This window comes from Polymorphospora rubra (assembly GCF_018324255.1).
Lineage (GTDB): Bacteria > Actinomycetota > Actinomycetes > Mycobacteriales > Micromonosporaceae > Polymorphospora > Polymorphospora rubra.
Window position 1 is genome coordinate 3205691 of sequence record NZ_AP023359.1, and the last position, 21694, is coordinate 3227384.

Here is a 21694-nt window from a genome sequence, read left to right on the forward strand (position 1 = left end):
CACGTGAGGAGCACGAGGGCATGTTCGAGCGGTTCACCGACCGAGCGCGACGGGTTGTCGTCCTGGCTCAGGAAGAAGCCCGGATGCTCAACCACAACTACATCGGCACGGAGCACATCCTGCTCGGCCTCATCCACGAGGGTGAGGGCGTGGCTGCGAAGGCCCTGGAGAGTCTCGGTATCTCCCTGGAGGGCGTTCGCCAGCAGGTCGAGGAGATCATCGGCCAAGGCCAGCAGGCGCCGAGCGGGCACATCCCGTTCACGCCGCGGGCCAAGAAGGTCCTGGAGCTGTCGCTGCGTGAGGCGTTGCAGCTCGGGCACAACTACATCGGCACGGAGCACATCCTGCTCGGGCTGATCCGTGAGGGTGAGGGCGTCGCCGCCCAGGTGCTGGTCAAGCTCGGCGCCGACCTCAACCGGGTTCGCCAGCAAGTGATCCAGCTCCTGTCCGGTTACCAGGGCGGCAAGGAGCCCGCCGCGGCCGGCGCCACCACCGGCGAGGCCGCCCCGTCGACCAGCCTCGTGCTCGACCAGTTCGGTCGTAACCTGACCCAGGCCGCCCGCGAGGGCAAGCTCGACCCGGTCATCGAGCGCGAGAAGGAAATCGAGCGGGTCATGCAGGTGCTGTCCCGCCGCACCAAGAACAACCCGGTGCTGATCGGTGAGCCCGGCGTCGGCAAGACGGCGGTGGTCGAGGGCCTGGCCCAGAAGATCATCAAGGGTGAGGTGCCGGAGACGCTGAAGGACAAGCAGCTCTACACGCTTGACCTCGGTGCGTTGGTCGCCGGTTCGCGGTACCGGGGTGATTTCGAGGAGCGTCTGAAGAAGGTGCTCAAGGAGATCCGTACCCGGGGTGACATCATCCTGTTCATCGATGAGATCCACACGCTGGTCGGTGCGGGTGCGGCGGAGGGCGCGATCGACGCGGCGAGCATCCTGAAGCCGATGCTGGCGCGTGGCGAGTTGCAGACGATCGGTGCGACGACCCTCGACGAGTACCGCAAGTATGTGGAGAAGGACGCGGCGTTGGAGCGGCGGTTCCAGCCGATCCAGGTGGGTGAGCCGTCGTTGGCGCACACCATCGAGATCCTCAAGGGGTTGCGCGACCGTTACGAGGCGCACCACCGGGTGACGATCACCGACGCTGCCCTCGTCGCCGCCGCGACCCTCGCCGACCGTTACATCTCGGACCGGTTCCTGCCGGACAAGGCGATCGATCTGATTGATGAGGCGGGTGCGCGGATGCGGATCCGTCGGATGACGGCGCCGCCGGACCTGCGTGATTTCGATGAGCGGATCGCTCAGGTGCGTCGGGACAAGGAGTCCGCGATCGACGCGCAGGACTTCGAGCGGGCGGCGCAGTTGCGGGACAAGGAGAAGCAGCTGCTGGGTCAGAAGGCGCAGCGGGAGAAGGAGTGGAAGGCCGGGGACCTGGACGTGGTGTCCGAGGTCGACGACGAGCAGATCGCCGAGGTCCTCGCCAACTGGACCGGTATTCCGGTGTACAAGCTGACCGAGGAGGAGACGTCCCGGCTGCTGCGTATGGAGGCCGAGCTGCACAAGCGGGTCATCGGTCAGGAGGACGCGGTCAAGGCGGTCTCCAAGGCGATCCGGCGTACCCGCGCCGGGTTGAAGGATCCGAAGCGGCCGTCTGGTTCGTTCATCTTCGCCGGCCCGTCCGGGGTGGGTAAGACGGAGTTGTCGAAGGCTCTGGCGGAGTTCCTGTTCGGTAGCGAGGACGCGCTCATCCAGTTGGACATGAGCGAGTTCCACGACCGGTACACGGTGTCGCGGTTGGTGGGTGCGCCTCCCGGTTACGTCGGGTATGACGAGGGTGGGCAGTTGACGGAGAAGGTCCGTCGGCGGCCGTTCTCGGTGGTGTTGTTCGATGAGATCGAGAAGGCTCATCCGGACGTGTTCAACACCCTGCTCCAGATTTTGGAGGATGGTCGGTTGACCGATGGTCAGGGTCGGATCGTGGACTTCAAGAACACGGTGATCATCCTGACGACGAACCTGGGTACGCGGGATGTGGCGAAGGCGGTGTCGTTGGGGTTCCAGGCTTCGGAGGATTCCGAGTCGAACTACGAGCGGATGAAGACGAAGGTCAACGACGAGCTGAAGCAGCATTTCCGGCCGGAGTTCCTGAACCGTATCGATGACACGATCGTGTTCCACCAGTTGCGGCAGACGGAGATTCTTTCGATCGTGGACATCATGATCGGGCGGATCGAGACGCAGTTGCGGAACAAGGACATGAGTATGGAGTTGACCGACGACGCCAAGAAGTATCTGGCGAAGAAGGGCTTCGACCCGGTGTTGGGTGCTCGTCCGTTGCGTCGCACGATCCAGCGTGACATCGAGGACAACCTGTCCGAGCGGATCCTGTTCAACGAGCTGAAGCCGGGCCAGATCGTCGTCATCGACTGCGAAGGCGACCCGGAGGACATCGACAAGTCGAAGCTCGTGTTCCGCGGGGCCGACAAGCCGGTCGAGGTTCCGGACGCCGTTCCGGCCAACCTGACCAAGACGGCCGAAGCGACCGAGTAACAACGGCGAGAAGAAGCCGGGCCGGAGTTCCCACTCCGGCCCGGCTTTTCCGTGTCTCAGGTCCGTTCGGTGCCGACCTCCGGGCCGGCGGCGCGGCGCGGGCCGGGGACGCGACGGCCGGCGGGCGGACGGTCAACGGGCAGGATCCGGTCCCCGGCGAGGACGTACGACTCACCGACCGGCTCCACCAGACCGTCGTCGACGAGCCCGGCCAGCGCCCGGGCCCGCTGCGCGTCGTCATCCCACACCAGGTCGAGGCGATCGCGGTGCACCGGCCCGGTCGTCTCCCGCAGCACCGCCAGCAGCATCCCGCGTACCTGGCGGTCCGTGCCGGCGTACCGCTGGGGGCGGCGGGTCGGACCCTCGGGGCCGTACGCCCCGACGCCCGCCACGCGCACATCGAAGCCAACGGGCAGTCGGCGCACCGGGGTGTCCGGGCCACGCACACCAGCGCCCCGAGTTCCATGAACGCGGCGCTCGCCCGCGCCGCCCGGGCCGGATCCACCGGCAGCAGTTCGGCGGTGGCGACCAGGTCCGCCGGGCGGGTCGCCGGCCCCGCGTCGGGCTCACCGGCGACCGCCCGGGCCACGAGCCGTCGTACGTTGGTGTCGACGACCGGATGCCGTTGCCCGTACGCGAAGGCGGCCACCGCCCGCGCCGTGTACGCACCCACGCCGGGCAGGGCGAGCAACTCGTCGAGCCCGGTCGGCACCTGCCCGTCGTGCCGCTCGACGATCGCGACGGCGCACTCGCGCAGCCGCAACGCCCGGCGGGGATATCCGAGCCGGCCCCACATCCGGATCGCCTCGGCCGGTGGATCGGCCGCCAGCGCCGCCGGTTCCGGCCAACGCGCCAGCCAGGTCCGCCAGGCGGGCAGCACCCGTACGACCGGGGTCTGCTGGAGCATGACCTCGCTGACCAGGATCGCCCAGGCGCCCACACCCGGTGCACGCCACGGCAGGTCACGCGCGTTCTCGTCGAACCACCGGATCGCCATCGAAGCCAGTTCCTTGTCCACCATCTCGCCGCCGATCCTCGCACGGCCGCCGAAGGACCCGGGACGGACGGGGCAGCCCGCCGTCCCGCACCGTGGACGACACGTCGACGGCGGCGACATCGGACGGTTCCGATCGGGCAGACTGCCCGGATGAGCGAGCTCGCGATCACCGTGATCGGCCCGGACCGGCCGGGCATCGTCGCCGACGTGGCCGGACTTCTCGCGGGCCTCGGCGCCAACCTGACCGATTCGACCATGACCCGGCTCCGCGGTCACTTCGCGATGACCCTGGTCTGCTCCGGGCCGGCGGTGGCCGAGGCCGAGGCCGCACTGGCCCCGCTGAGCGTCGACGGTCAGCTCGTCTCGACCGTACGGGAGGTCCGGCCGGACGGGCCGCAGAACCCGGCCGGCGAGCCGTACGTCGTCAGCGTGCACGGTGCCGACCGGCTCGGCATCGTCGCCGCGGTGACCCGGGTGTTGGCCGAGGCGGGCGGCAACGTAACCGACCTCACCACCAGGCTGACCGGTCCGCTCTACGTGCTGGTTGCCGAGGTCGACCTGCCGGCGGGCAGCGCGGCCGGGGTGTCCACCCGGCTGGGCGAGGTGGCAACCGCGCTGGAGGTCGGGATCACCCTGCGCCCGGCGGGATCCGATCTGCTGTGACCGAGGCGCTGGGTGGATGGACCCTTGCCGCGTTGGGCGAGCCGGGCAAGGTTCGCCCTGTCGTCACCGCGCCGGCGCAGGTACTCGGCGGCGGCGGCGCCGAGGTCGACCCGCTGTCCGACGAGGTCGTCCGGCTGGCCGCCGACCTGGTCGCCACCATGCGCTCGGCGCCGGGTTGTGTGGGTCTGGCCGCTCCACAGGTCGGGGTGGCCGCGCAGATGTTCGCGGTCGACGTGACCGGTCATCCGAAGTCGGTCACCGTGCACGGCACGTTCGTGCTGTGCAACGCGAAGCTCGTCGAGGCCAGCCGGTGGCGGCCCGGGCGGGAAGGCTGCATGTCCGTGCCGGACCTCACCGGTGACGTGAAGCGGGCCAGTCGGGTCACGGTCGAGGGTGTGCTTCCCGGAACCGGACAACCGGTACGCTTGGCGACGGACGGTTTCGAGGCCCGCGCGCTTCAACACGAGATCGACCATTGCGCCGGTCTGCTGTTTCTCGACCGCGTCGCCGGTGCACACGCGATCTACCAACGGAAGGTCTATCTCTGACGGTGTCGCGGGCGGCGGAGGTGTGCGGGACGCTTCCGGCGCGTCGTCGGAGCCACCAGAACCGATCCCGATACGGTGAGGGCATCATGCGAATGACGGTTGGCCCACTGCCGTCCGCCGTCTACTGGCGGCGACGGGCCATCGTGCTCGTCGCCATCCTGCTTCCGGTGATCGTTCTGTTCTATTCGTGCAGTGGCGGTGGCGACCCTAAGACCTCGCCGGTCGGTAACGACACCACGCCGACCCCCGAGGCGACGGCGACCCTGCTGACGCCGGAGACCGGCACGCCGCCGACCAGCGAGGCACCCGCCGATCCGCCCCCCACCGCTGAACCCACCCCGGACACCCCGCCCGAACAGGCGCCGCAGAACCCCGCGCCGCAGAATCCGCCCACGGGCGAGACCTGCACCGACGCGGAGATGTCGTTGATCCCGGTGCCGTCCCGCACCACCGCCCAGCAGGGCGTCACGATCGAGATCCGACTGAAGATCAAAAACGTCTCCACCCGTACGTGCAAGCGTGACGTCGGCGCCGACATGCAGGAGATCTACGTCAAGCAGGGCGCCGAAAAGGTGTGGTCGTCGGACACGTGCGGCGCCGTACGGGGCAACGACGTCCAGTCGTTCGTCCCGAACCACGAGATGGAGTTCCGGGTCGGCTGGAACGGCAAGACCACCAGCGAGTGCGCCGGCAACCTCGCCAACGGCCCCTTCCCCGCGGCCGGCGAATACCAGATCATCGGACGGCTGGACCAGAAGCTCAGCGAGTCGGTGAGGTTCACCGTCACGAAGTGACCGGCCGGATCAGCTCGTCACGAAGGTGACCGGCCGGGTCAGACGTACCGCTCCAGGATGGACGCCTCGGCGAGCCGGGAGAGTCCCTCCCGTACGCCCCGGGCCCGTGCGTCGCCGACCCCGTCGACCGCCTGCAGATCCTCGACCGTTGCCCCGAGCAGCCGTTGCAGGCTGCCGAAGTGGTTGACCAGCCGGTCGACGACCGTACCCGGCAGCCGGGGCACCTTCGCCAGCAGTCGGAAGCCGCGCGGACTCACCGCCGCGTCGAGGGCGTCGGACGCACCCGGATAGCCGATCGCCTTCGCCACCGCGACCAGGTCGATCAGTTCGGTCGCGGTCAACAGGTCGAGTTCGACCAGGGCCTCGTCGAGGGTACGGGCCTTGCGCCCGACCGGCAGGTAGTCGCGGATCACCAGGGTGCGGTCGGAGTCGACGCCCGCCATCAGTTCGTCGAGTTGCAGCGCGAGCAGCCGACCGTCGGTACCCAGTTCGACGACGTACCCGGCGATCTCGTCGGCGATCCGGCGTACCATCTCCAGCCGCTGCACGACGGCCACCGCGTCACGTACGGTCACCAGATCCTCGATCTCCAGCGCGGACAGCGTGCCGGAGACCTCGTCGAGCCGCAGCTTGTAGCGCTCGAGGGTGGCCAGGGCCTGGTTGGCCCGGGACAGGATGGCGGCCGAGTCGTCGAGCACGTGGCGCTGCCCGTTGACGTAGAGGCTGATGATGCGCATCGACTGGCTCACCGAGATCACCGGGTAGCCGGTCTGCCGGGCGACCCGCTCCGCGCTGCGGTGCCGGGTGCCGGACTCCTCGGTGGGGATGGACGGGTCGGGCATCAGATGGACGGCCGCCCGGACGATCCGGGTGCCGTCGCTGGAGAGCACCACGGCGCCGTCCATCTTGCACAGCTCGCGTACCCGGGTCGCGGAGAACTCGACGTCGAGTGGGAAGCCGCCGGTGCACAGCCCCTCCACGACCTTGTCGTAGCCGAGCACGATCAGCGCTCCGGTGCGGCCCCGCAGGATCCGTTCCAGCCCGTCACGCAGCGCGGTGCCCGGTGCCATCAGCGCCAGGTTGGCGCGCAACGGATCGCCGGTCGCCCCGGAGCCGGCGAGCGGGGAGGAACCGGCGCTCACACGGACGGGCGAGCCGACGACGCCGGCCCGCCCCGGAGGGCTGACGCCAGCGGTTTTGTTCGCATCGCGGTCGATCGGCACCTGGACAGTCTACGGATCGTCACCCGCCCGCTGCGGTCGCGGTGACGCTCGTGTGTGGTGCGGTGACCTCCCACTGTGTGCCGTGGCGGTGGGGCGGCCGGTCGGTTGGCCGCAGTTACGGGCCGGTCATCGACATTCCATCTGAAATCGGGCAACCTCGACCGCCCACCCCCGGTCACCGGCCACGTCGTCGCCGTGCGCACCCGGACGGGGGTCGGAGAGTGTCCGCCGTTCCGGTCACTCCGCCGAGGCCCGCGCCGCCCACTGCAACGCCGCCCGTACGTCGGCGACCTCCACCACGCGGATCGTGTCGGATTTCACTCCGGTCGACTCCGGGCCGCAACCGTTCGGCACGATCGCGAACCGGAAGCCGAGCCGGGCTGCCTCCGCCAGCCGGCGGGGAACCGCCCCGACCCGGCGTACCTCGCCGGTGAGGCCGACCTCGCCGATCGCGACCAGGTTCGGCGCGATCGCGAGGTTGAGCCCGCCCGACGCCACCGCCAGCGCGACGGCCAGGTCCGCCGCCGGCTCGACCACCCGGATCCCGCCGACGGTGGCCGCGAAGACCTCACGGTCATGCAGGGTGAGCCGTTCGGTGCGGCGCTGGAGCACGGCCAGCACCATCGCCAGCCGGGCGCTGTCCAGCCCGGACACCGTGCGCCGCGGCGAACCGGCGACGGTGGCGCCGATCAGCGCCTGCACCTCGGTCACCAGCGCCCGCCGGCCCTCCATCGCGACCGTGACACAGGTGCCCGGCACCGGCTCGGAGTAGCGGGTCAGGAACAGACCGGACGGGTCGGGCAGGCTGCTGATGCCACCCTCGTGCATCTCGAAGCAGCCGACCTCGTCGGCGGCACCGAACCGGTTCTTGACACCACGGACCATCCGCAGCGACGAGTGCTTGTCACCCTCGAAGTGGAGCACCACGTCGACCAGGTGCTCCAGCACCCGGGGGCCGGCGACCTGTCCGTCCTTGGTCACGTGGCCGACCAGGACGGTCGCCACGCCCCGTTCCTTGGCGATGGCGACCAGGGCGGCGGTCACCGCGCGGACCTGGGTCACCCCGCCCGGCACCCCCTCGGTGCCGGGGGTGGAGATCGTCTGTACCGAGTCGAGCACCAGCAGGCCCGGCTTGACCGCGTCGAGGTGCCCGATGACCGCCCCGAGGTCGCTCTCCGCGGCCAGGTAGAGCCGGTCGTGGAGGGTGCCCATCCGTTCGGCCCGGAGCCGGATCTGACTCACCGACTCCTCACCACTGACGACCAGCGAAGGGCTGCCCGCACCGGCCGCCCACTGCTGGGCCACGTCGAGAAGCAGCGTCGACTTGCCCACCCCCGGTTCGCCGGCCAGCAGGACCACCGCACCCGGCACCAGGCCGCCACCGAGCACCCGGTCGAGTTCGGTCACCCCGGTCGGGCGGGCCTTCGCCGGTGCGGCGCTGATCGTGGCGATCGGTCGGGCCGGTTCCGCGGGCAGACGGGACGTGACCACCCGCCCGGAGACCAGTGGTCCGGTGACGGTGGACTCCACCACCGAGCCCCACTCGCCGCACTCCGGGCAGCGGCCGACCCATTTCGGTGGCTGGTGGCCGCAGGCGTCGCACTCGTAGGCGGGACGCGGCTCACGGGCTGCGGCCCGGGGCCGCGACGCGGGTCGGGAGGTCACGTCACGACTCTAGACAGCGGGTACGACGCGGGCGGGCACCAACCGCCGTGAGGAGGTGGTGGCCCGCCCGAGGCTGCCGTCGGAAGGTCAGTGCCCGTCGTCGCCGGTCACCGAGGTCGCGCGCGGGGCCGGCGACAGCGGCACGCCGGTCGGCGCGGTCGTCACCAGCGGTGGCTCCCCGTTGCTGAACTCAAACGTCAGGGTGACCGACTTGCCCGGGGTGAGCGCCGCGTTCAGGCCCTCGACCTGGAGAAGTTCGTCACCGGTGCCGGAGATGACGAAGGAGCCCAGCGCCGGAATCTCGATCACGGCCGGGCGGGTCGCGGGGGCGGGCGGAGTGGTCGGGGAAGCCGATGCGGCGGGCGCCGACGGGGACGCGGTGCCGGTGGCGGTCGGCGAGGCGGCGGCCGACGGGGACGCGGGCGCCGACGGCGAGGCCGGCGGCACCGCGGGAGTGGTCAGGTCGGTGAACACCACCGAGCTGCCCGACACCAGCGTCGACTGGTTGTCCGGCCCGGCGCTCGGCGTCGCGGTGATCCGGACCATGACCGGCTCGTCGGACTGGTTGTAGAGGCTCATCACCAGCGGGGCCTCGCCGCCGGCCGGATAGCCCTCGGGGCCCTGGTAGACGACGTGCAGGTTCCGGATCAGGACCGAACCGGCCGGAGAGTCGACGTTGACGCCGGACACCGACGGCGCCTTTGCGGCGGTCTCGGCGATCTGGCCCGCGCCGCAACCCGACACCAGTAGTGCGGTGGCGAGAGCCACCCCACCCAGCAGAGCCGCCCGGTGGCGGGTCCCACTGATCGAGCGCGTCACGTCGGTCCTCCTCGTCGCGATCCCGCCCGGTGACGAAACCGGCCGGCACATCGGGGCGTGGCCTGGCGGCACGTCGGGCGTGGCCCGATCGGCCCGGGCATGGTGGGCACACCCGTACAGACCACGCACCAGACTAGTTGGCGGCCTCCCCGTACCCCGATCCGGCCCGCCACCTCGCCGGATCCGGCCCCGTGGGCGGGGTCAGAGGCCCCGGCCGCCGACGACGAGCAGGACGACGTCGATCAACGCGATCAGCATGACGGCCCGGAACACGGCGACCTGTCGGCCACCTCGTCGGGCCGCCCGGCGCGCGACGTACCAGCCGGCGGGCAGGACCACGACGGCGGCGACGATCGCCGCGAGGCCGACCCACGACGGCGGCCCCGGCGGCCCGAACACCAGCGTCGCCGTCGCCGCGAGCAGCAGCGCCCCGGCGGCGAACCGCGACCGGGTCGCCCCGATCCGGTGCGCGAGCCCGCGTACGCCGGTCCGGCCGTCGTCGTCGAGGTCGGGCAGGACGTTCGCGAAGTGGGCACCCGCGCCCAGCAGCGCGGCCGCCCCGACCAGCCACAACGGCGGCGCCGGCGCGCCCGGCAGCGCCAGCACCACGAACGCGGGCAGCGCGCCGAACGAGACCGCGTACGGCAGCACCGACACCGGGGTCGTCTTCAGCGGCCAGTCGTAGAGCAGTGCCGACACCAGGGCGAGCGTGGCGCAGGCCGTGGCCGGCCAGGTGGTCGTGGTGGCCAGCAGCGGGGTGGCCACCGCGGCCAGCAGGCCCGCCACCGTGACGGCGCGCCGGCCGACCGCACCGGTGGCCAGTGGCTTGTCCGACCGGCCGACGAGCGCGTCCCGGTCCGCGTCGAGCCGGTCGTTGACCCACCCGACGGCGAGTTGGCTGGCCAGCACCGTCGCCGCGACCCGGACGATGCCCGACGGCCCGTGGCCGACCCCCCAGGCCAGCAGGGCGGACACCGTGGTCACCGCGACCGCCGGCTCCGGATGGCTCGCCCGTATCAGCCCTAACACCGTCCGCGACATAGAGGAAGTCTGGTTGTTACCGGCCCGTCGTGCCACGCTCGATCCATGGACAGCTCCGGGGCGGTCGGCGCGGAGCACCGTCGCGCCGGCATCCGGGCCCTGCCCCCCAACGACCCCCGCCAGTACGACGACCTCGCGGACCAGTGGTGGCGACCGGACGGCGCGTTCGCCATGCTGCACTGGCTGGCCGCGGCCCGGGCCCGGCTCGTGCCGCCGGCCACCGGACCCGGCGCGCTCCTCGTCGACGTCGGCTGCGGCGCCGGCCTGCTCGCCCCGCATCTACATGGCAAGGGCTACCGGCACGTCGGCGTCGACCTGGTTCGCTCGGCCCTCGTACAGGCGGCCGGTCACGGCGTCGAACCGGTCGTCGGCGACGCGACCGCGGTGCCGCTGGCCGACGGCTGCGCCGACGTGGTGGTCGCCGGTGAACTGCTCGAACACGTGCCGGACCTGCCCGGCACGGTGGCCGGGATCTGCCGGATCCTGCGGCCGGGCGGCCTGCTGGTCCTCGACACGTTGAACGCGACCGCGCTGAGCCGGCTGCTGGCCGTACGGCTGGCCGAACTCGTGCCCGGGGTGCCGCGGGGCATCCACGATCCGGCCCTGTTCGTCGATCCGCGCGAGCTGATCCGGCTGTGTGCCCGGCACGGCGTACGGCTCTCGGTGCGCGGGGTACGGCCGACGTTCTGGCGTACCGCCGGCTGGGTAGTTCGGACGGCTACCGGACGTTCGGCGTCGACCGTCGACCGGCCGGCGCCCCGCATCGTTCCCACCTGGTCCACGGCGGTCCTATACCAGGGGCGTGGCGTCAAGCAGAGCTGAAGCGTGATCCGCGGGCAGAAGGGGAGGCATGGCGGTGGATGCGATCGGTGCCGCGCGTCGGTTGGCGCCACGGCTGGCGGCCCGCGCGGCCGGACACGACCGGGACGGCACCTTTCCGGTCGAGGACTTCGCCGACCTGCGCCGGGCCGGGCTCTTCGGCCTCATGGTCCCGAGCGAACTGGGCGGAGTGGGGGCGAGCTTCGCCGAGTACGCCGCGGTCGCCTACGAGTTGGCCCGCGGCAACGGCGCCACCGCGCTGGTCTTCAACATGCACGCCTCGGTCACCGGTGCGCTCGGCGCGGTCGACGAACAGACCGCCGAGGCACTCGGCGTCCCCGACGAGGCGCTGGCCGCCCGCGACCGGCTGCTCGCCGCTGCGGCGACCGGATCCTGGTACGGCGTGGCGATGAGCGAGCGGCGGGCCGGCTCCCGCCTGTCGCAGCTGGCCACCGTCTACGAGCCGGTCGACGGCGGCTACCACATCAAGGGCGCGAAGACGTTCTGTTCCGGTGCCGGCAACGCCGACGCCTACCTGGTCGCGGCCCGCAGCGCCGCCGACCCGGGGGTGGTGTCGCAGTTCCTGGTCCCGGCGACGCTTCCCGGGATCGAGGTCGAGCCGACCTGGGACTCACTGGGCATGCGCGCGACCTCCTCGCACGACCTGCATCTCGACGTACGGGTGCCGGCCGACACGCTGCTCGGTGGCGTGGAAGGGCTGGCCCTGGTGATCGCCCAGATGATGCCGCACTGGCTGATCGCCAGCTACGCCGCCGTGTACGTCGGGGTGGCGCAGGCGGCCGTCGACGCGGCCGTCGAGCACGTGAACGCGCGCCGACTGGGCGGGCTGCCCGCCGTACGGGCCCGGATCGGTCGGGCCGACTCGGCGGTCGCGGCGGCCCGGCTGGTGGTGGACGAGGCGGCCGGCCGGGTCGACGCGGCACCGGGTGACGTGGACACCAACCGCTGGGTGTGGCGGGCGAAGCTGCTTGCCGGCACCACGGCGGCCGAGGTTGCGGCCTCGATGCTGGAGGCGGCGGGAACCTCGGCGACCCGGCGCGGCCATCCGCTGGAGCGTCTCTACCGCGACGCCCGGTGCGGTTCGCTGCACCCGGCCACGTCCGACGTGTGCGCCGACTGGCTGGGTGTCGCGGCGCTGGGCGGCGACCCGGACCGCGACACGTCAACCCCGAGATGGTGAGCGCGAGGAGTGAGCGAGCGGAGCGAGTGAGCCCCGCAGTCGCGAGCGAAAGGCTGGTGCTGTGGGCGCGAGGAGTGGGCGAGCGGAGCGAGTGAGCCCCGCAGTCGCGAGCGAAAGGCTGGTGCTGTGGGCGCGAGGAGTGGGCGAGCGGAGCGAGTGAGCCCCGCAGTCGCGAGCGAAAGGCTGGTGCTGTGGGCGCGAGGAGTGGGCGAGCGGAGCGAGTGAGCCCCGCAGGGTGAACGAAGAAGCGAGTCGGTGAGCATGCAGGTGACGGGAGGCCGTATCGGTGGGTGAACGGAGGATCGTTCCGGTGGTCGCCGGTCTGGGCGTGGCGTTGCCGCCCGCCGCGGCCCAACGCGACCTGTGGGAGGGCTATTTCGCCGGCTACTACGAGGGCACGACCCGGGCCCTCGCTGAACGGATCTTCGCCAATTCGGGGGTGACCACCCGGCAGGCGGTGGTCAGTCCGTTGCTCGAGGATCTGTCCGGCTGGTCCACGGAGCGGCGGATGGCGCGTTATCTGGTCGAGGCGCTGCCGTTGGGCAAGGAGGCGGTCGGTCGGGCGCTGACCGACGCCGGGGTGGCCGCGGACGACCTCGGCTTGTTCGCGGTGTGTTCGTGCACCGGGTACGCCACGCCGGGGTTGGACATCCTGCTCGCCCGTGACCTGGGTATGGCGGCCGACACCCAGCGGCTCTTCGTCGGGCACATGGGTTGTTACGCGGCGCTGCCGGGGCTGGGGACGGTGGGTGACTTCGTCGCCGCGCGGGGTCGTCCGGCGCTGCTGCTCTGCGTCGAGTTGACCAGCCTGCACGTGCAGCCGCCGTCGGCGCGGGTGGACACCCAGCAGATCGTGGCGCACGCGCTCTTCTCGGACGCGGCCGCTGCGGCGGTGGTGTTGCCGTCCCGCGCCGGCGGGTACGCCGTCCGTGAGGTGGCCGCCGTCACGGACACGTCGACGGCCGACCACATGACGTGGGAGGTGACCGACCTCGGGTTCCGGATGGGGTTGTCGCCGCGGGTGCCGCAGGTGCTGTCGGTGCACGTACGCGGGCTCGTCGACGACCTGCTGGCCCGCCACGACCTCCGCTTGTCCGATGTAGACGGGTGGGCCGTGCATCCGGGCGGCCCGCGGATCCTGGGCGTGGTCGAGCGGGAGCTGGAGTTGTCGGCGGAGGCGATGGCGGCGTCGCGCGCGGTGCTGGCGGAGCGCGGCAACTGTTCGTCGCCGACGGTGCTGCTGATCCTCGATCGGCTGCGGCGTTCCGGGAGCCCGCCGCACCGGGTGGTGATGCTGGCGTTCGGCCCCGGTCTGACGCTCTACGCTGCGTTGCTGGAGTGGATTCCGGAGCCCTGAAGTGGCTCGTTCGGTGTCCGGAAGCGCCCCATATAGTCGCCGGGTGCAGACGGACGATTCGCAGCGGTACTCCGGGGCCGTACTCGCTTTTCTGGCGGTGGCGGCACTGTTCATCGGGGTCGGCTGGTGGGTGTCCGCCGCGCCCCCGGAGAGCCGCTGCCGGACCGGGCCGGCTCACCGGTCGTGGGCGACGAGGGTGACTGGGCGCCGGAGGTCGACCGGCCGCCGGGGACCGACGGGGCGGGCACCATCGTCCTGGGCGACAGCGCGGACCTGCGTCTCCCGCAGTTCGCGGGCACCGTACGACGCGAGGTGGAGCGGCTCGGTGCGGACGGGTGGGAGCGCTGGGCGATCCCGGCGGAATCGGGGGACCGCTTCCTGGTGCAGTTCGTGTGCGTCGGCGACGGCGGGCTGGAGATGCGACTGGGCGGTTCCGGTACGCAGGGGCGGCGGGACCGGGTGAACTGCGGCGACACCTTCGAGTCGGTCGAGGTCACGGCGGTGGACGAGGGCCTGGTCGTGGTCTTCCGCCGGATGGGGCCGGGCCCGGTCGAGGCCGCCGTACAGGTCGTGGCGATTCCCTGACGGTCAGGTCAGCGGCTCGCCAGCAGAGCCAGGTCCGCCCGGTACGCCTCGACCGCTGTCGTCGCGGGCAGTACCCGGACGATCCGCCCTGACGCGGCGACGAGCAGCATGGTGGGGCCCGGTTCACCGGCCGCGAGCCCGTCGACGAACGTGTCCAGCCGGGCATCCGGGTCGGCCAGTGGGCGGACCGCCGCGCCACCCGGCGCGGGGGCGACGGACGGGGGTCGGCCGCCGACCGGTACGACGGTCACCTCTGCCGGCGCGTCGGCCGCGACGGCCTGGATCTGGGCGTCGCAGGCGCAGTCCCTGACGAGCACGACGACGGCCGGCAGCAGGCCGTGTACGGGCACCGGGCCGCCGTCGGGGCCGACCAGGTCGACGGCCGGCAGGGTGGCGGTGGGGGCGGCTCCGCCGCCGCCCGTGGCCGGGTTGTCGTCGGACTGGCGTTGGCCCTGCCAGATGACGGCGATCAGGCTGGTGAGCGCCGCCAGGACGGCGAGCGAGACGATGAGCAGGGGGATGCGCAGGGAGGCTGGTTCGAACCTTCCGGCGGTCCGGTCGGGACCGGTGCGCTGCCGTACGGCCCGGCGGCGCTGGCGGAGTTCGCGGCGGACCTGGGCGGCTTCGGCGGCGAGTTCGGACGGGTCGTCGGGGACGACGATCGTGCCCCATTCGGCGGGCAGGTCGGGCAGTCCCTCGCGGTCCGGTCGGCTGTCACCGTTGCTGGGTGTGCCCATGGCGCCCCTGGGGTTTTTACCTCGCAGAGTCGATCAGGGTCCGGCGGAATCGATCGGAACCCTGCCCTCCAGCCTCGCCCAATGCCCGGGTGATTGCCAGTGTCGGTCACCGGCGAGCGGTCCGGGATATGATGGAATGACCGCAACGTCCTAGATCCGATTTTTCGAGCTCTGGCGGCACACTGGTGATCCGGACGTCACGGAGAGTGGCGGAAATGGCGAATTGGCCGGTTGTCAAGCTGGAGCAAGACCTCTCACAGGGCCTCTGAGCTGGGCTAATGGTCAGCACCTGGGTGGGACATCGGTGCCTGAGCGTGTTACCCTAGACACAGCGAAAGGGGTTTCGAACCTATGGATTTCAGTGTCGGCGAGACCGTTGTTTACCCCCACCACGGGGCCGCACTCATCGAGGCAATCGAGACTCGGGTCATCAAGGGCGAGCCTAAGCAATACCTCGTCCTTCGGGTCGCTCAGGGTGACCTGACGGTCCGGGTGCCCGCCGAGAATGCCGAGATCGTGGGCGTGCGCGAGGTGGTCGGCGAGGAAGGTCTGGGTAAGGTCTTCGACGTGCTCCGGGCTCCGCACACCGAGGAGCCGACCAACTGGTCGCGGCGTTACAAGGCAAACCTGGAGAAGCTGGCTTCCGGTAACCCCCTGAAGGTCGCCGAGGTCGTGCGTGACCTTTGGCGCCGGGAGCGGGAGCGTGGCCTGTCGGCGGGGGAGAAGCGGATGCTCGCCAAGGCTCGTGACATCCTCGTCGGCGAAGTCGCGCTCGCCGAGAAGAGCACCAAGGACGAGGCGGAGACGCTGCTCGACAAGGTGCTGACCGAGGCCTGAGAAGCTTCGGCCCACATCCCACACACTGTTTTCGACGAGGACCGCGACGTGACCGCGCAGCTCAACCCGCGCGGTGACGTCGCGGTCCTCGTTCCTGCCGCAGGTGCCGGAGTGCGGCTCGGCCCCGGTGGCCCCAAGGCGCTCCGGCTACTCGGTGGCGAGCCGCTGCTGGTGCACGCGGTACGGCGGGTGGCCGAGGCACCATCGGTCGCGGTGATCGTGGTCGCCGCACCGGCCGCCGACGTCGACCACGTACGCCGCCTGCTCGCCCCCGTCGCCCCGGTGACCGTGGTCCCCGGTGGGGCGGACCGCCAGCAGTCGGTCGCCGCGGCGCTGGCCGCCGTACCGGCCGGGCCGCAGATCGTGCTGGTCCACGACGCTGCCCGGGCGCTCACCCCGGCGACACTTGTCGAGTCGGTTGCCGCCCGGGTGCGTGCCGGCCACGACGCGGTGATCCCGGTACTGCCGGTGACCGACACCGTCAAGGAGGTGTCGGCCGACGACGTCGTACTCGGCACCGTCGACCGGTCGGTGCTGCGGGCCGTACAGACGCCGCAGGGCTTCCGCCGGTCGGTGCTCGTCGCCGCCCATGCCGCCGCCGTTGACCCGCTCACCGACGACGCCGGCCTGGTCGAGAAGAGCGGCGGTACGGTCACCTGCGTACCCGGCTCCGAACTCGCCCTGAAGATCACCCGTCCGTTCGACCTGATGCTCGCCGAGCACCTGCTGTCCGGCCGCGTACGCTTCGACCCGTGATCGTTCCCCGGGTCGGCATCGGCACCGACGTGCACGCGTTCGAGGCCGGTCGACCGTGCTGGGTGGCCGGCCTGCTCTGGCCCGACCAGGACGGTCTGGCCGGTCACTCCGACGGTGACGTGGCCGCCCACGCGGCCTGCGACGCGCTGCTGTCCGCCGCCGGGCTCGGCGACCTCGGCTCGAACTACGGCACCGACCGGCCGGAATGGGCCGGGGCGGCCGGCGTGGTGCTGCTCGCCGAGACCGCCCGCCGGGTACGCGCCGCCGGCTTCGAGATCGGCAACATCTCCATCCAGGTGATCGGCGTACGTCCGAAGATCGGTGGCCGGCGGGACGAGGCGCAGCGGGCGCTCGGTGGGGCCGCCGGAGCACCCGTGACCGTGGCCGGCACCACCACGGACGGCCTGGGCCTGACCGGCCGCGCCGAAGGGCTCGCCGCCACCGCTGTCGCGCTGATCCACGCTTCCCAGGCGCTGTCGCGCTGATCCACGCCTCCCAGGCGCTGTCGCGCTGATCGACCCGGCACCGTCGCGGCCGGCCGGACGTCACCGGCGGGAGCGCGGGACGGCTCCGGCTAGGCTCGGGTGGTGTCCAGCGACGCCACCCCCACCCGGATGCCACATCGGACGACGGCCACGTCCGGCGGGCCGAGATGCTCGCCGATCTGGGCCGGTACGACGAGGCGGCGGGCGAGCTCACCGACGCGATCACCGACCGACCGAGCGATCCGGCGACGCTGACCGCGCTGGCCCGCGTACATCTGGCGGCGGAACGGCCGGCGGAGGCCCTGGCGGCCGCGGACGGCGCCCTCGCGGCGGCGCCGGGGCTGCCCGGCGCGTTGGTGGCCCGGGGCATGGCGCTCGGCGATCTGCGGCGGTTCGGCGAGGCGGCCCAGGTCGCCGACGAGATCCTGGCCCGGGGCCCCGACGACGCGTACGCCCACCGCAGCGCGGCCGCGATCCTGGCCGACTCGCGCAACGGCCAGAAGTCGGTCAACGCCGCCTGGCGGGCGGTCGAACTGGCCCCCGACGAATCGCAGGGGCACCTGGTGCTCGCCGTGGTGGCCGCCCGGCTCCAGCTCTTCGACCTGGCGGAGCGCGCCTACCAGGAGGCGCTGCGGCTCGACCCGTCGCTCGCCGACGCCCGCGACGACACGGGCGTCATCCGGCTGGAGCGCAAGCGTTACGCGCGGGCGCTGGAGGAGCTCGCCGACCGGGTCGACCTGACCCCGGTCGCGGAGCCGCAGCCGGTCAAGCGGACGCTCGGCGACGCGGTGCGGCAGCTCGTCGTCTACGGCGCCGGCTACACGATCGTGGCCGCCGTCCTGGTGGCGTTCATGGCGGCGGCGAACGAGCCGATCTCCCGCTTCATGGCCGGCTTCGCGGGCGTCGTCGGATTCGTCGTGGTTGGTGTGATGGCCACCCGGGTGCCGGGCGCGATCGGCAAGGTGCTGTCGGAGCTGCTGCGCACCGACCGGCTGATGGCCCTGGCGGTGTACGCCTCGCTGGCCGGCCCGTTCCTGGTCCTGCTCTACGCGGCGATCGGCACCCCGTGGCCGTTGGTGCTGGCGATCGTGGCGACCGCGGTGGCCCAGCTCGCGGTGTTCCGTACCCGGCAGCCGTGACCGGGCCGACGCCCGGCCGGGCGTCGGCCGCCGACAGGCGTCACCGGCCCGGGTTGCGGGCCCAGGTCCAAGCGTAGCCGGCGTCTTCGCAGGACAGCGCCGGCTCGCACAGGTCGAGCGGCCGGAAGGTGTCGACCATCACGGCCAGTTCGTCGAAGTAGTCGACGCCGATGGCCCGTTCGACGGCGCCGGGCTGCGGGCCGTGCGTGAAGCCGGACGGGTGCAGCGAGATCGAGCCCTGCTCGATGCCGGAACCGCGCCGCGCCTCGTAGTTGCCGCCGGTGTAGAAGAGCACCTCGTCGGAGTCGACGTTGTGGTGGTTGTAGGGCACCGGGATCGCCTGCGGGTGGTAGTCGACCTTGCGGGGGACGAACGAACAGATGACGAAGTTGGGGCCCTCGAACGTCTGGTGGACCGGTGGCGGCTGGTGCACCCGGCCGGTGATCGGCTCGAAGTCGTGGATCGAGAACGCCCACGGGTAGAGGTGACCGTCCCAGCCGACCACGTCGAACGGGTGGTTGGCGTAGACGTGCCGGGTCCAGCCCCGCCGGTGCCGGACCAGCACCTCGACGTCCGTACCGTCGATCAGCAGCGGCTCGGCCGGGCCGCGTATGTCCCGCTCGCAGTAGGGCGAGTGTTCCAGGAACTGCCCACGTACGGACAGGTAGCGCCTGGGCGGGCCGATGTGCCCGCTCGCCTCGACGGTCAGCAGGCGCAGTGGGACCGGGGCGACCGGCACGATCCGGTGGATCACCGAGGTGGGGATGATCACATAGTCGCCGGCGGTCACCCCGAGCACCCCGAAGGTCGACTCGATCTGGGCCGCGCCGGACTCGACGTAGAGGCATTCGTCGCCGACCGCGTTGCGGTAGAGCGGCGACGGACGGTCGGCGACGACGTACGAGACCGTGACGTCGTCGTTGGCCAGCAGCGGGTGCCGGCCGAGCACCGGGTCGGCGCCGGGGGTGTCGAGCTTGTGGGTGCGCAGGTGGCGGGGCTTGAGCGGCAGGTTCGGCACCCGGGACCAGGTGGGCGGGGCGAACTCCTCGGCGGCCACGATCGCGGTCGGCAGGTGGCGGTGGTAGAGCAGGGACGAGTCGGAGGAGAAGCCCTCCTGGCCCATCAGTTCCTCGGCGTAGAGGCTGCCGTCGGGCTGCCGGAACTGGGTGTGCCGCTTGCGGGGAACCTCACCGACGGTGCGGTAGTACGGCATGGCCACCCTCCGTTCCGTTCCGAACACCGAACGGTGTCGTCCTATTATCGGACACTATTGTCCGCTCCTCGTAGCGTCCCGTAGGTTCTCTGCTTGTGTCAACGTACGGACGCCGGGCCTCGCCCCCACCGACGCACCGTCGGGCCTGATCCCCGCGCTCTACACCGGCCTCGTCGACGACGCCGCGGTCTTCCCGCCCGGCAGCGCCACGCTGCCCGACGCGGTCACCGCCCACCGTCGGCACCGGGGCGGCTGGTACGCGGCACTCGTCGGCCCGCTGCTCGTGCCCGCGTCCGACCTCGGCAGCCTGCCCGCCCTCCTCGACACCGACGAGCGGCTCGAGATCGGCGTCATCGGCGACGTACCGCTGGAGAAGCTGTCCGCGGCGGTCGTCGGCGCCGGACCCCGACTCGCCGTACGCCAGGTCGAGGCCGCCGTCGCCAAGCGGAGCGAGGACCCGCAGCCCGGTCTCCAGGCGTTGCTCGCCATGCGACGGGACTGGCCGGACGTCACCGTCTACGCCGAGGTGCCGCTGACCTGGGGGCTGCTCGCCGCCCTCGACACCCTCACCGCGGCCCGCGCCGACGGCGCCCCGGTCGCGGCGAAGTTCCGCACCGGCGGGCTCGCCGCCGAACTCTTCCCCACCCCCGTCGAACTGGCCGCCGTCATCTGCGCCTGCCGCGACCGGGAACTGCCGTTCAAGCTCACCGCCGGGTTGCACCACGCGCTGCGGCACACCGACCCGGAGACCGGCTTCACCCACCACGGCTTCCTCAACGTGCTGGCCGGCGCGCTCGCCGCCGCCCGCGGCGCCGAGGTCGCCGAGGTCGCCGAACTGCTCGCGGCCACCGATCCGGTGCCGCTGATCGAACCGGCCCGGGCCGGCCGCGCCGCCGACCGGCCGCTGTGGGTCGGCTTCGGCTCGTGCAGCATCCTGGAACCGCTGACCGACCTGATCAGGCTCGGCCTGGTGGACGGGGGATTCGAGTAATGACCTGGGTGGACGGTGCGGCGGGATCGCCGTACGGGGTGCACAACCTGCCGTACGGGGTCTTCCGCCCCGCCGACGGGCGGGCCCGGATCGGCGTACGGATCGCCGACCTCGTGCTCGACCTCGACGGCGCCGAGGCCGCCGAGCTGATTCTCGCCGGCGGCGCGCTGCGCGAACCGGTCCTGAACGAGTTCCTGACCCTCGGCCGTCCACAGTGGACGGCGGTCCGCAGCCGCATCGTCGAACTGCTCACCGACGACGGACACCGGCCCGCCGTCGAGCCGCTGCTCGTCCCGCTCGCCGAGGTCGAGCTGCTGCTGCCGCTCGCCGTCGGCGACTACGTCGACTTCTACTCCTCCGAACACCACGCGGCCAACGTCGGACAGATCTTCCGCCCGGGGCAGCCGCCGCTGCTGCCGAACTGGAAGCACCTGCCGATCGGCTACCACGGCCGGGCCGGCACGGTGGTGGTCTCCGGCACCCCGGTGATCCGTCCGTCCGGACAGCGCGGCACCCCCGACGGTCCGGTCTTCGGACCGAGCCGGCGCCTCGACATCGAGGCCGAGGTCGGCTTCGTGGTGGGCGTACCGTCCGAACTCGGCGAACCGGTGCCCGTCGACCGGTTCACCGAGCACGTCTTCGGCGTCGTACTGGTCAACGACTGGTCGGCGCGTGACATCCAGGCCTGGGAGTACCAGCCGCTCGGCCCCTTCCTCGGCAAGTCCTTCGCCACCTCGGTGTCGGCCTGGGTGACCCCGCTGGAGGCGCTCGCCGACGCCTGGGTGCCGGCGCCGGCACAGGACCCGGCCGTGCTCGACTACCTCGCCGACGTGCCGCACCTCGGGCTCGACCTGCGGCTGAGCGTGGACTGGAACGGCACCACCGTCAGCCGACCGCCGTTCGGGACCATGTACTGGACCCCGGCACAGCAGTTGGCGCACCTCACCGTGAACGGCGCCTCGGTGCGCAGCGGCGACCTCTTCGCCTCCGGCACCGTCTCCGGCCCGGACCGGTCGCAGACCGGCTCGTTCCTGGAGCTGACCTGGGGCGGCACCGAGCCGGTGCGGCTCGACGACGGCGCGTCGCGCACGTTCCTCGAAGACGGCGACACCGTGACGGTCACCGCGACCGCGCCCGGCCCCGACGGCACGATGCTGGCGCTGGGCGAGGTGCGTGGGACCGTCCGGCCCGCCAGGTGACCGCCGTCCGATCAGGGCACACCGGCTGGCACTGATCGGGGAGTCGGTGCGACGCGGAAGCTTCTAATCTTTTCCC

Annotated in this window: 20 protein-coding genes and 1 pseudogene; 14 read left to right on the forward strand and 7 right to left on the reverse strand. The window is 71.9% G+C overall.

Annotated elements, in window-relative coordinates; genetic code table 11:
* Positions 1–20: 20 nt before the first annotated feature.
* Positions 21–2549: an ATP-dependent Clp protease ATP-binding subunit gene (locus Prubr_RS14705; RefSeq protein ID WP_212825801.1), complete on the forward strand. Its 2529-nt coding sequence runs from the start codon at positions 21–23 to the stop codon at positions 2547–2549.
* Positions 2550–2605: 56 nt separating this feature from the next.
* On the opposite strand, the pseudogene Prubr_RS14710 reads toward Prubr_RS14705, so the two are convergent.
* Positions 2606–3570, reverse strand: a pseudogene (locus Prubr_RS14710) (HhH-GPD family protein).
* 126 nt (positions 3571–3696) lie between these two features.
* On the opposite strand from Prubr_RS14710, the gene Prubr_RS14715 reads away from it, so the two are divergent.
* The 3 genes from Prubr_RS14715 (at position 3697) to Prubr_RS14725 (ending at position 5551) form a co-directional block, all read left to right on the forward strand.
* Positions 3697–4209, forward strand: a complete 513-nt coding sequence (locus Prubr_RS14715; RefSeq protein WP_212825803.1) for a glycine cleavage system transcriptional repressor — start codon at positions 3697–3699, stop codon at positions 4207–4209.
* On the forward strand, positions 4206–4757 hold the full coding sequence (locus Prubr_RS14720; protein WP_246568688.1) for a peptide deformylase: 552 nt from the start codon (positions 4206–4208) through the stop codon (positions 4755–4757). The genes Prubr_RS14715 and Prubr_RS14720 overlap by 4 nt, the downstream gene beginning before the upstream one ends.
* A gap of 86 nt (positions 4758–4843) precedes the next feature.
* A complete protein-coding gene (locus tag Prubr_RS14725; RefSeq protein ID WP_212825805.1) occupies positions 4844–5551 on the forward strand; it encodes a hypothetical protein in 708 nt (235 codons plus the stop codon).
* 38 nt (positions 5552–5589) lie between these two features.
* Here the strand turns inward: Prubr_RS14725 and disA are convergent, their stop codons facing one another.
* From disA to Prubr_RS14745, 4 genes are all read right to left on the reverse strand, one after another.
* Positions 5590–6774, reverse strand: a complete 1185-nt coding sequence (gene disA / locus Prubr_RS14730) for a DNA integrity scanning diadenylate cyclase DisA (protein ID WP_212825807.1) — start codon at positions 6772–6774, stop codon at positions 5590–5592.
* A gap of 237 nt (positions 6775–7011) precedes the next feature.
* Positions 7012–8439 (reverse strand): DNA repair protein RadA, encoded by a 1428-nt coding sequence (gene radA, locus Prubr_RS14735; RefSeq protein ID WP_212825809.1) that lies wholly within the window; start codon positions 8437–8439, stop codon positions 7012–7014.
* Positions 8440–8526: 87 nt separating this feature from the next.
* On the reverse strand, positions 8527–9258 hold the full coding sequence (locus Prubr_RS14740; protein WP_212825811.1) for a copper chaperone PCu(A)C: 732 nt from the start codon (positions 9256–9258) through the stop codon (positions 8527–8529).
* A 201-nt stretch (positions 9259–9459) separates the two neighbouring features.
* Positions 9460–10299, reverse strand: a complete 840-nt coding sequence (locus tag Prubr_RS14745; protein ID WP_212825813.1) for a UbiA family prenyltransferase — start codon at positions 10297–10299, stop codon at positions 9460–9462.
* 45 nt (positions 10300–10344) lie between these two features.
* Between Prubr_RS14745 and Prubr_RS14750 the strand changes: the two genes are divergently transcribed.
* The 4 genes from Prubr_RS14750 to Prubr_RS14765 all read left to right on the forward strand — a co-directional run bounded on the left by Prubr_RS14750 (position 10345) and on the right by Prubr_RS14765 (position 14261).
* Complete coding sequence (locus Prubr_RS14750; protein WP_212825815.1) at positions 10345–11121, forward strand: methyltransferase domain-containing protein; 777 nt, start codon at positions 10345–10347, stop codon at positions 11119–11121.
* Between the two features lie 28 nt (positions 11122–11149).
* Positions 11150–12319, forward strand: coding sequence for an acyl-CoA dehydrogenase family protein (locus tag Prubr_RS14755; RefSeq protein ID WP_212825817.1), 1170 nt, complete (start codon positions 11150–11152; stop codon positions 12317–12319).
* A gap of 286 nt (positions 12320–12605) precedes the next feature.
* Complete coding sequence (locus tag Prubr_RS14760) at positions 12606–13676, forward strand: type III polyketide synthase (protein WP_246568690.1); 1071 nt, start codon at positions 12606–12608, stop codon at positions 13674–13676.
* Between the two features lie 126 nt (positions 13677–13802).
* A complete protein-coding gene (locus Prubr_RS14765) occupies positions 13803–14261 on the forward strand; it encodes a hypothetical protein (RefSeq protein ID WP_212825819.1) in 459 nt (152 codons plus the stop codon).
* An 8-nt stretch (positions 14262–14269) separates the two neighbouring features.
* On the opposite strand, the gene Prubr_RS14770 is transcribed toward Prubr_RS14765, so the two are convergent.
* Positions 14270–14998, reverse strand: a complete 729-nt coding sequence (locus tag Prubr_RS14770; protein ID WP_212825821.1) for a hypothetical protein — start codon at positions 14996–14998, stop codon at positions 14270–14272.
* Between the two features lie 351 nt (positions 14999–15349).
* Here Prubr_RS14770 and Prubr_RS14775 point away from each other — a divergent pair, with 351 nt between their 5' ends.
* The 4 genes from Prubr_RS14775 to Prubr_RS14790 all read left to right on the forward strand — a co-directional run bounded on the left by Prubr_RS14775 (position 15350) and on the right by Prubr_RS14790 (position 18215).
* Positions 15350–15835: a CarD family transcriptional regulator gene (locus Prubr_RS14775; RefSeq protein ID WP_212825823.1), complete on the forward strand. Its 486-nt coding sequence runs from the start codon at positions 15350–15352 to the stop codon at positions 15833–15835.
* A 48-nt stretch (positions 15836–15883) separates the two neighbouring features.
* Positions 15884–16591 carry a 2-C-methyl-D-erythritol 4-phosphate cytidylyltransferase gene (gene ispD / locus Prubr_RS14780; protein ID WP_212825825.1) on the forward strand — a complete coding sequence of 236 codons (708 nt, stop codon included), beginning with the start codon at positions 15884–15886 and terminating at the stop codon, positions 16589–16591.
* Positions 16588–17076, forward strand: coding sequence for a 2-C-methyl-D-erythritol 2,4-cyclodiphosphate synthase (gene ispF / locus Prubr_RS14785; protein ID WP_212825827.1), 489 nt, complete (start codon positions 16588–16590; stop codon positions 17074–17076). The genes ispD and ispF overlap by 4 nt, the downstream gene beginning before the upstream one ends.
* A 167-nt stretch (positions 17077–17243) precedes the next feature.
* Positions 17244–18215 (forward strand): tetratricopeptide repeat protein, encoded by a 972-nt coding sequence (locus Prubr_RS14790; RefSeq protein ID WP_212825829.1) that lies wholly within the window; start codon positions 17244–17246, stop codon positions 18213–18215.
* Between the two features lie 40 nt (positions 18216–18255).
* Here Prubr_RS14790 and Prubr_RS14795 read toward each other — a convergent pair whose 3' ends face one another.
* Positions 18256–19428, reverse strand: coding sequence for a homogentisate 1,2-dioxygenase (locus Prubr_RS14795; protein WP_212825831.1), 1173 nt, complete (start codon positions 19426–19428; stop codon positions 18256–18258).
* 148 nt (positions 19429–19576) lie between these two features.
* On the opposite strand from Prubr_RS14795, the gene Prubr_RS14800 reads away from it, so the two are divergent.
* Both Prubr_RS14800 and fahA read left to right on the forward strand, forming a co-directional pair.
* Positions 19577–20419 (forward strand): hypothetical protein, encoded by an 843-nt coding sequence (locus tag Prubr_RS14800; RefSeq protein ID WP_212828044.1) that lies wholly within the window; start codon positions 19577–19579, stop codon positions 20417–20419.
* Complete coding sequence (fahA, locus tag Prubr_RS14805; RefSeq protein ID WP_212825833.1) at positions 20419–21618, forward strand: fumarylacetoacetase; 1200 nt, start codon at positions 20419–20421, stop codon at positions 21616–21618. The genes Prubr_RS14800 and fahA overlap by 1 nt, the downstream gene beginning before the upstream one ends.
* The last annotated feature ends 76 nt before the right edge of the window (positions 21619–21694 follow it).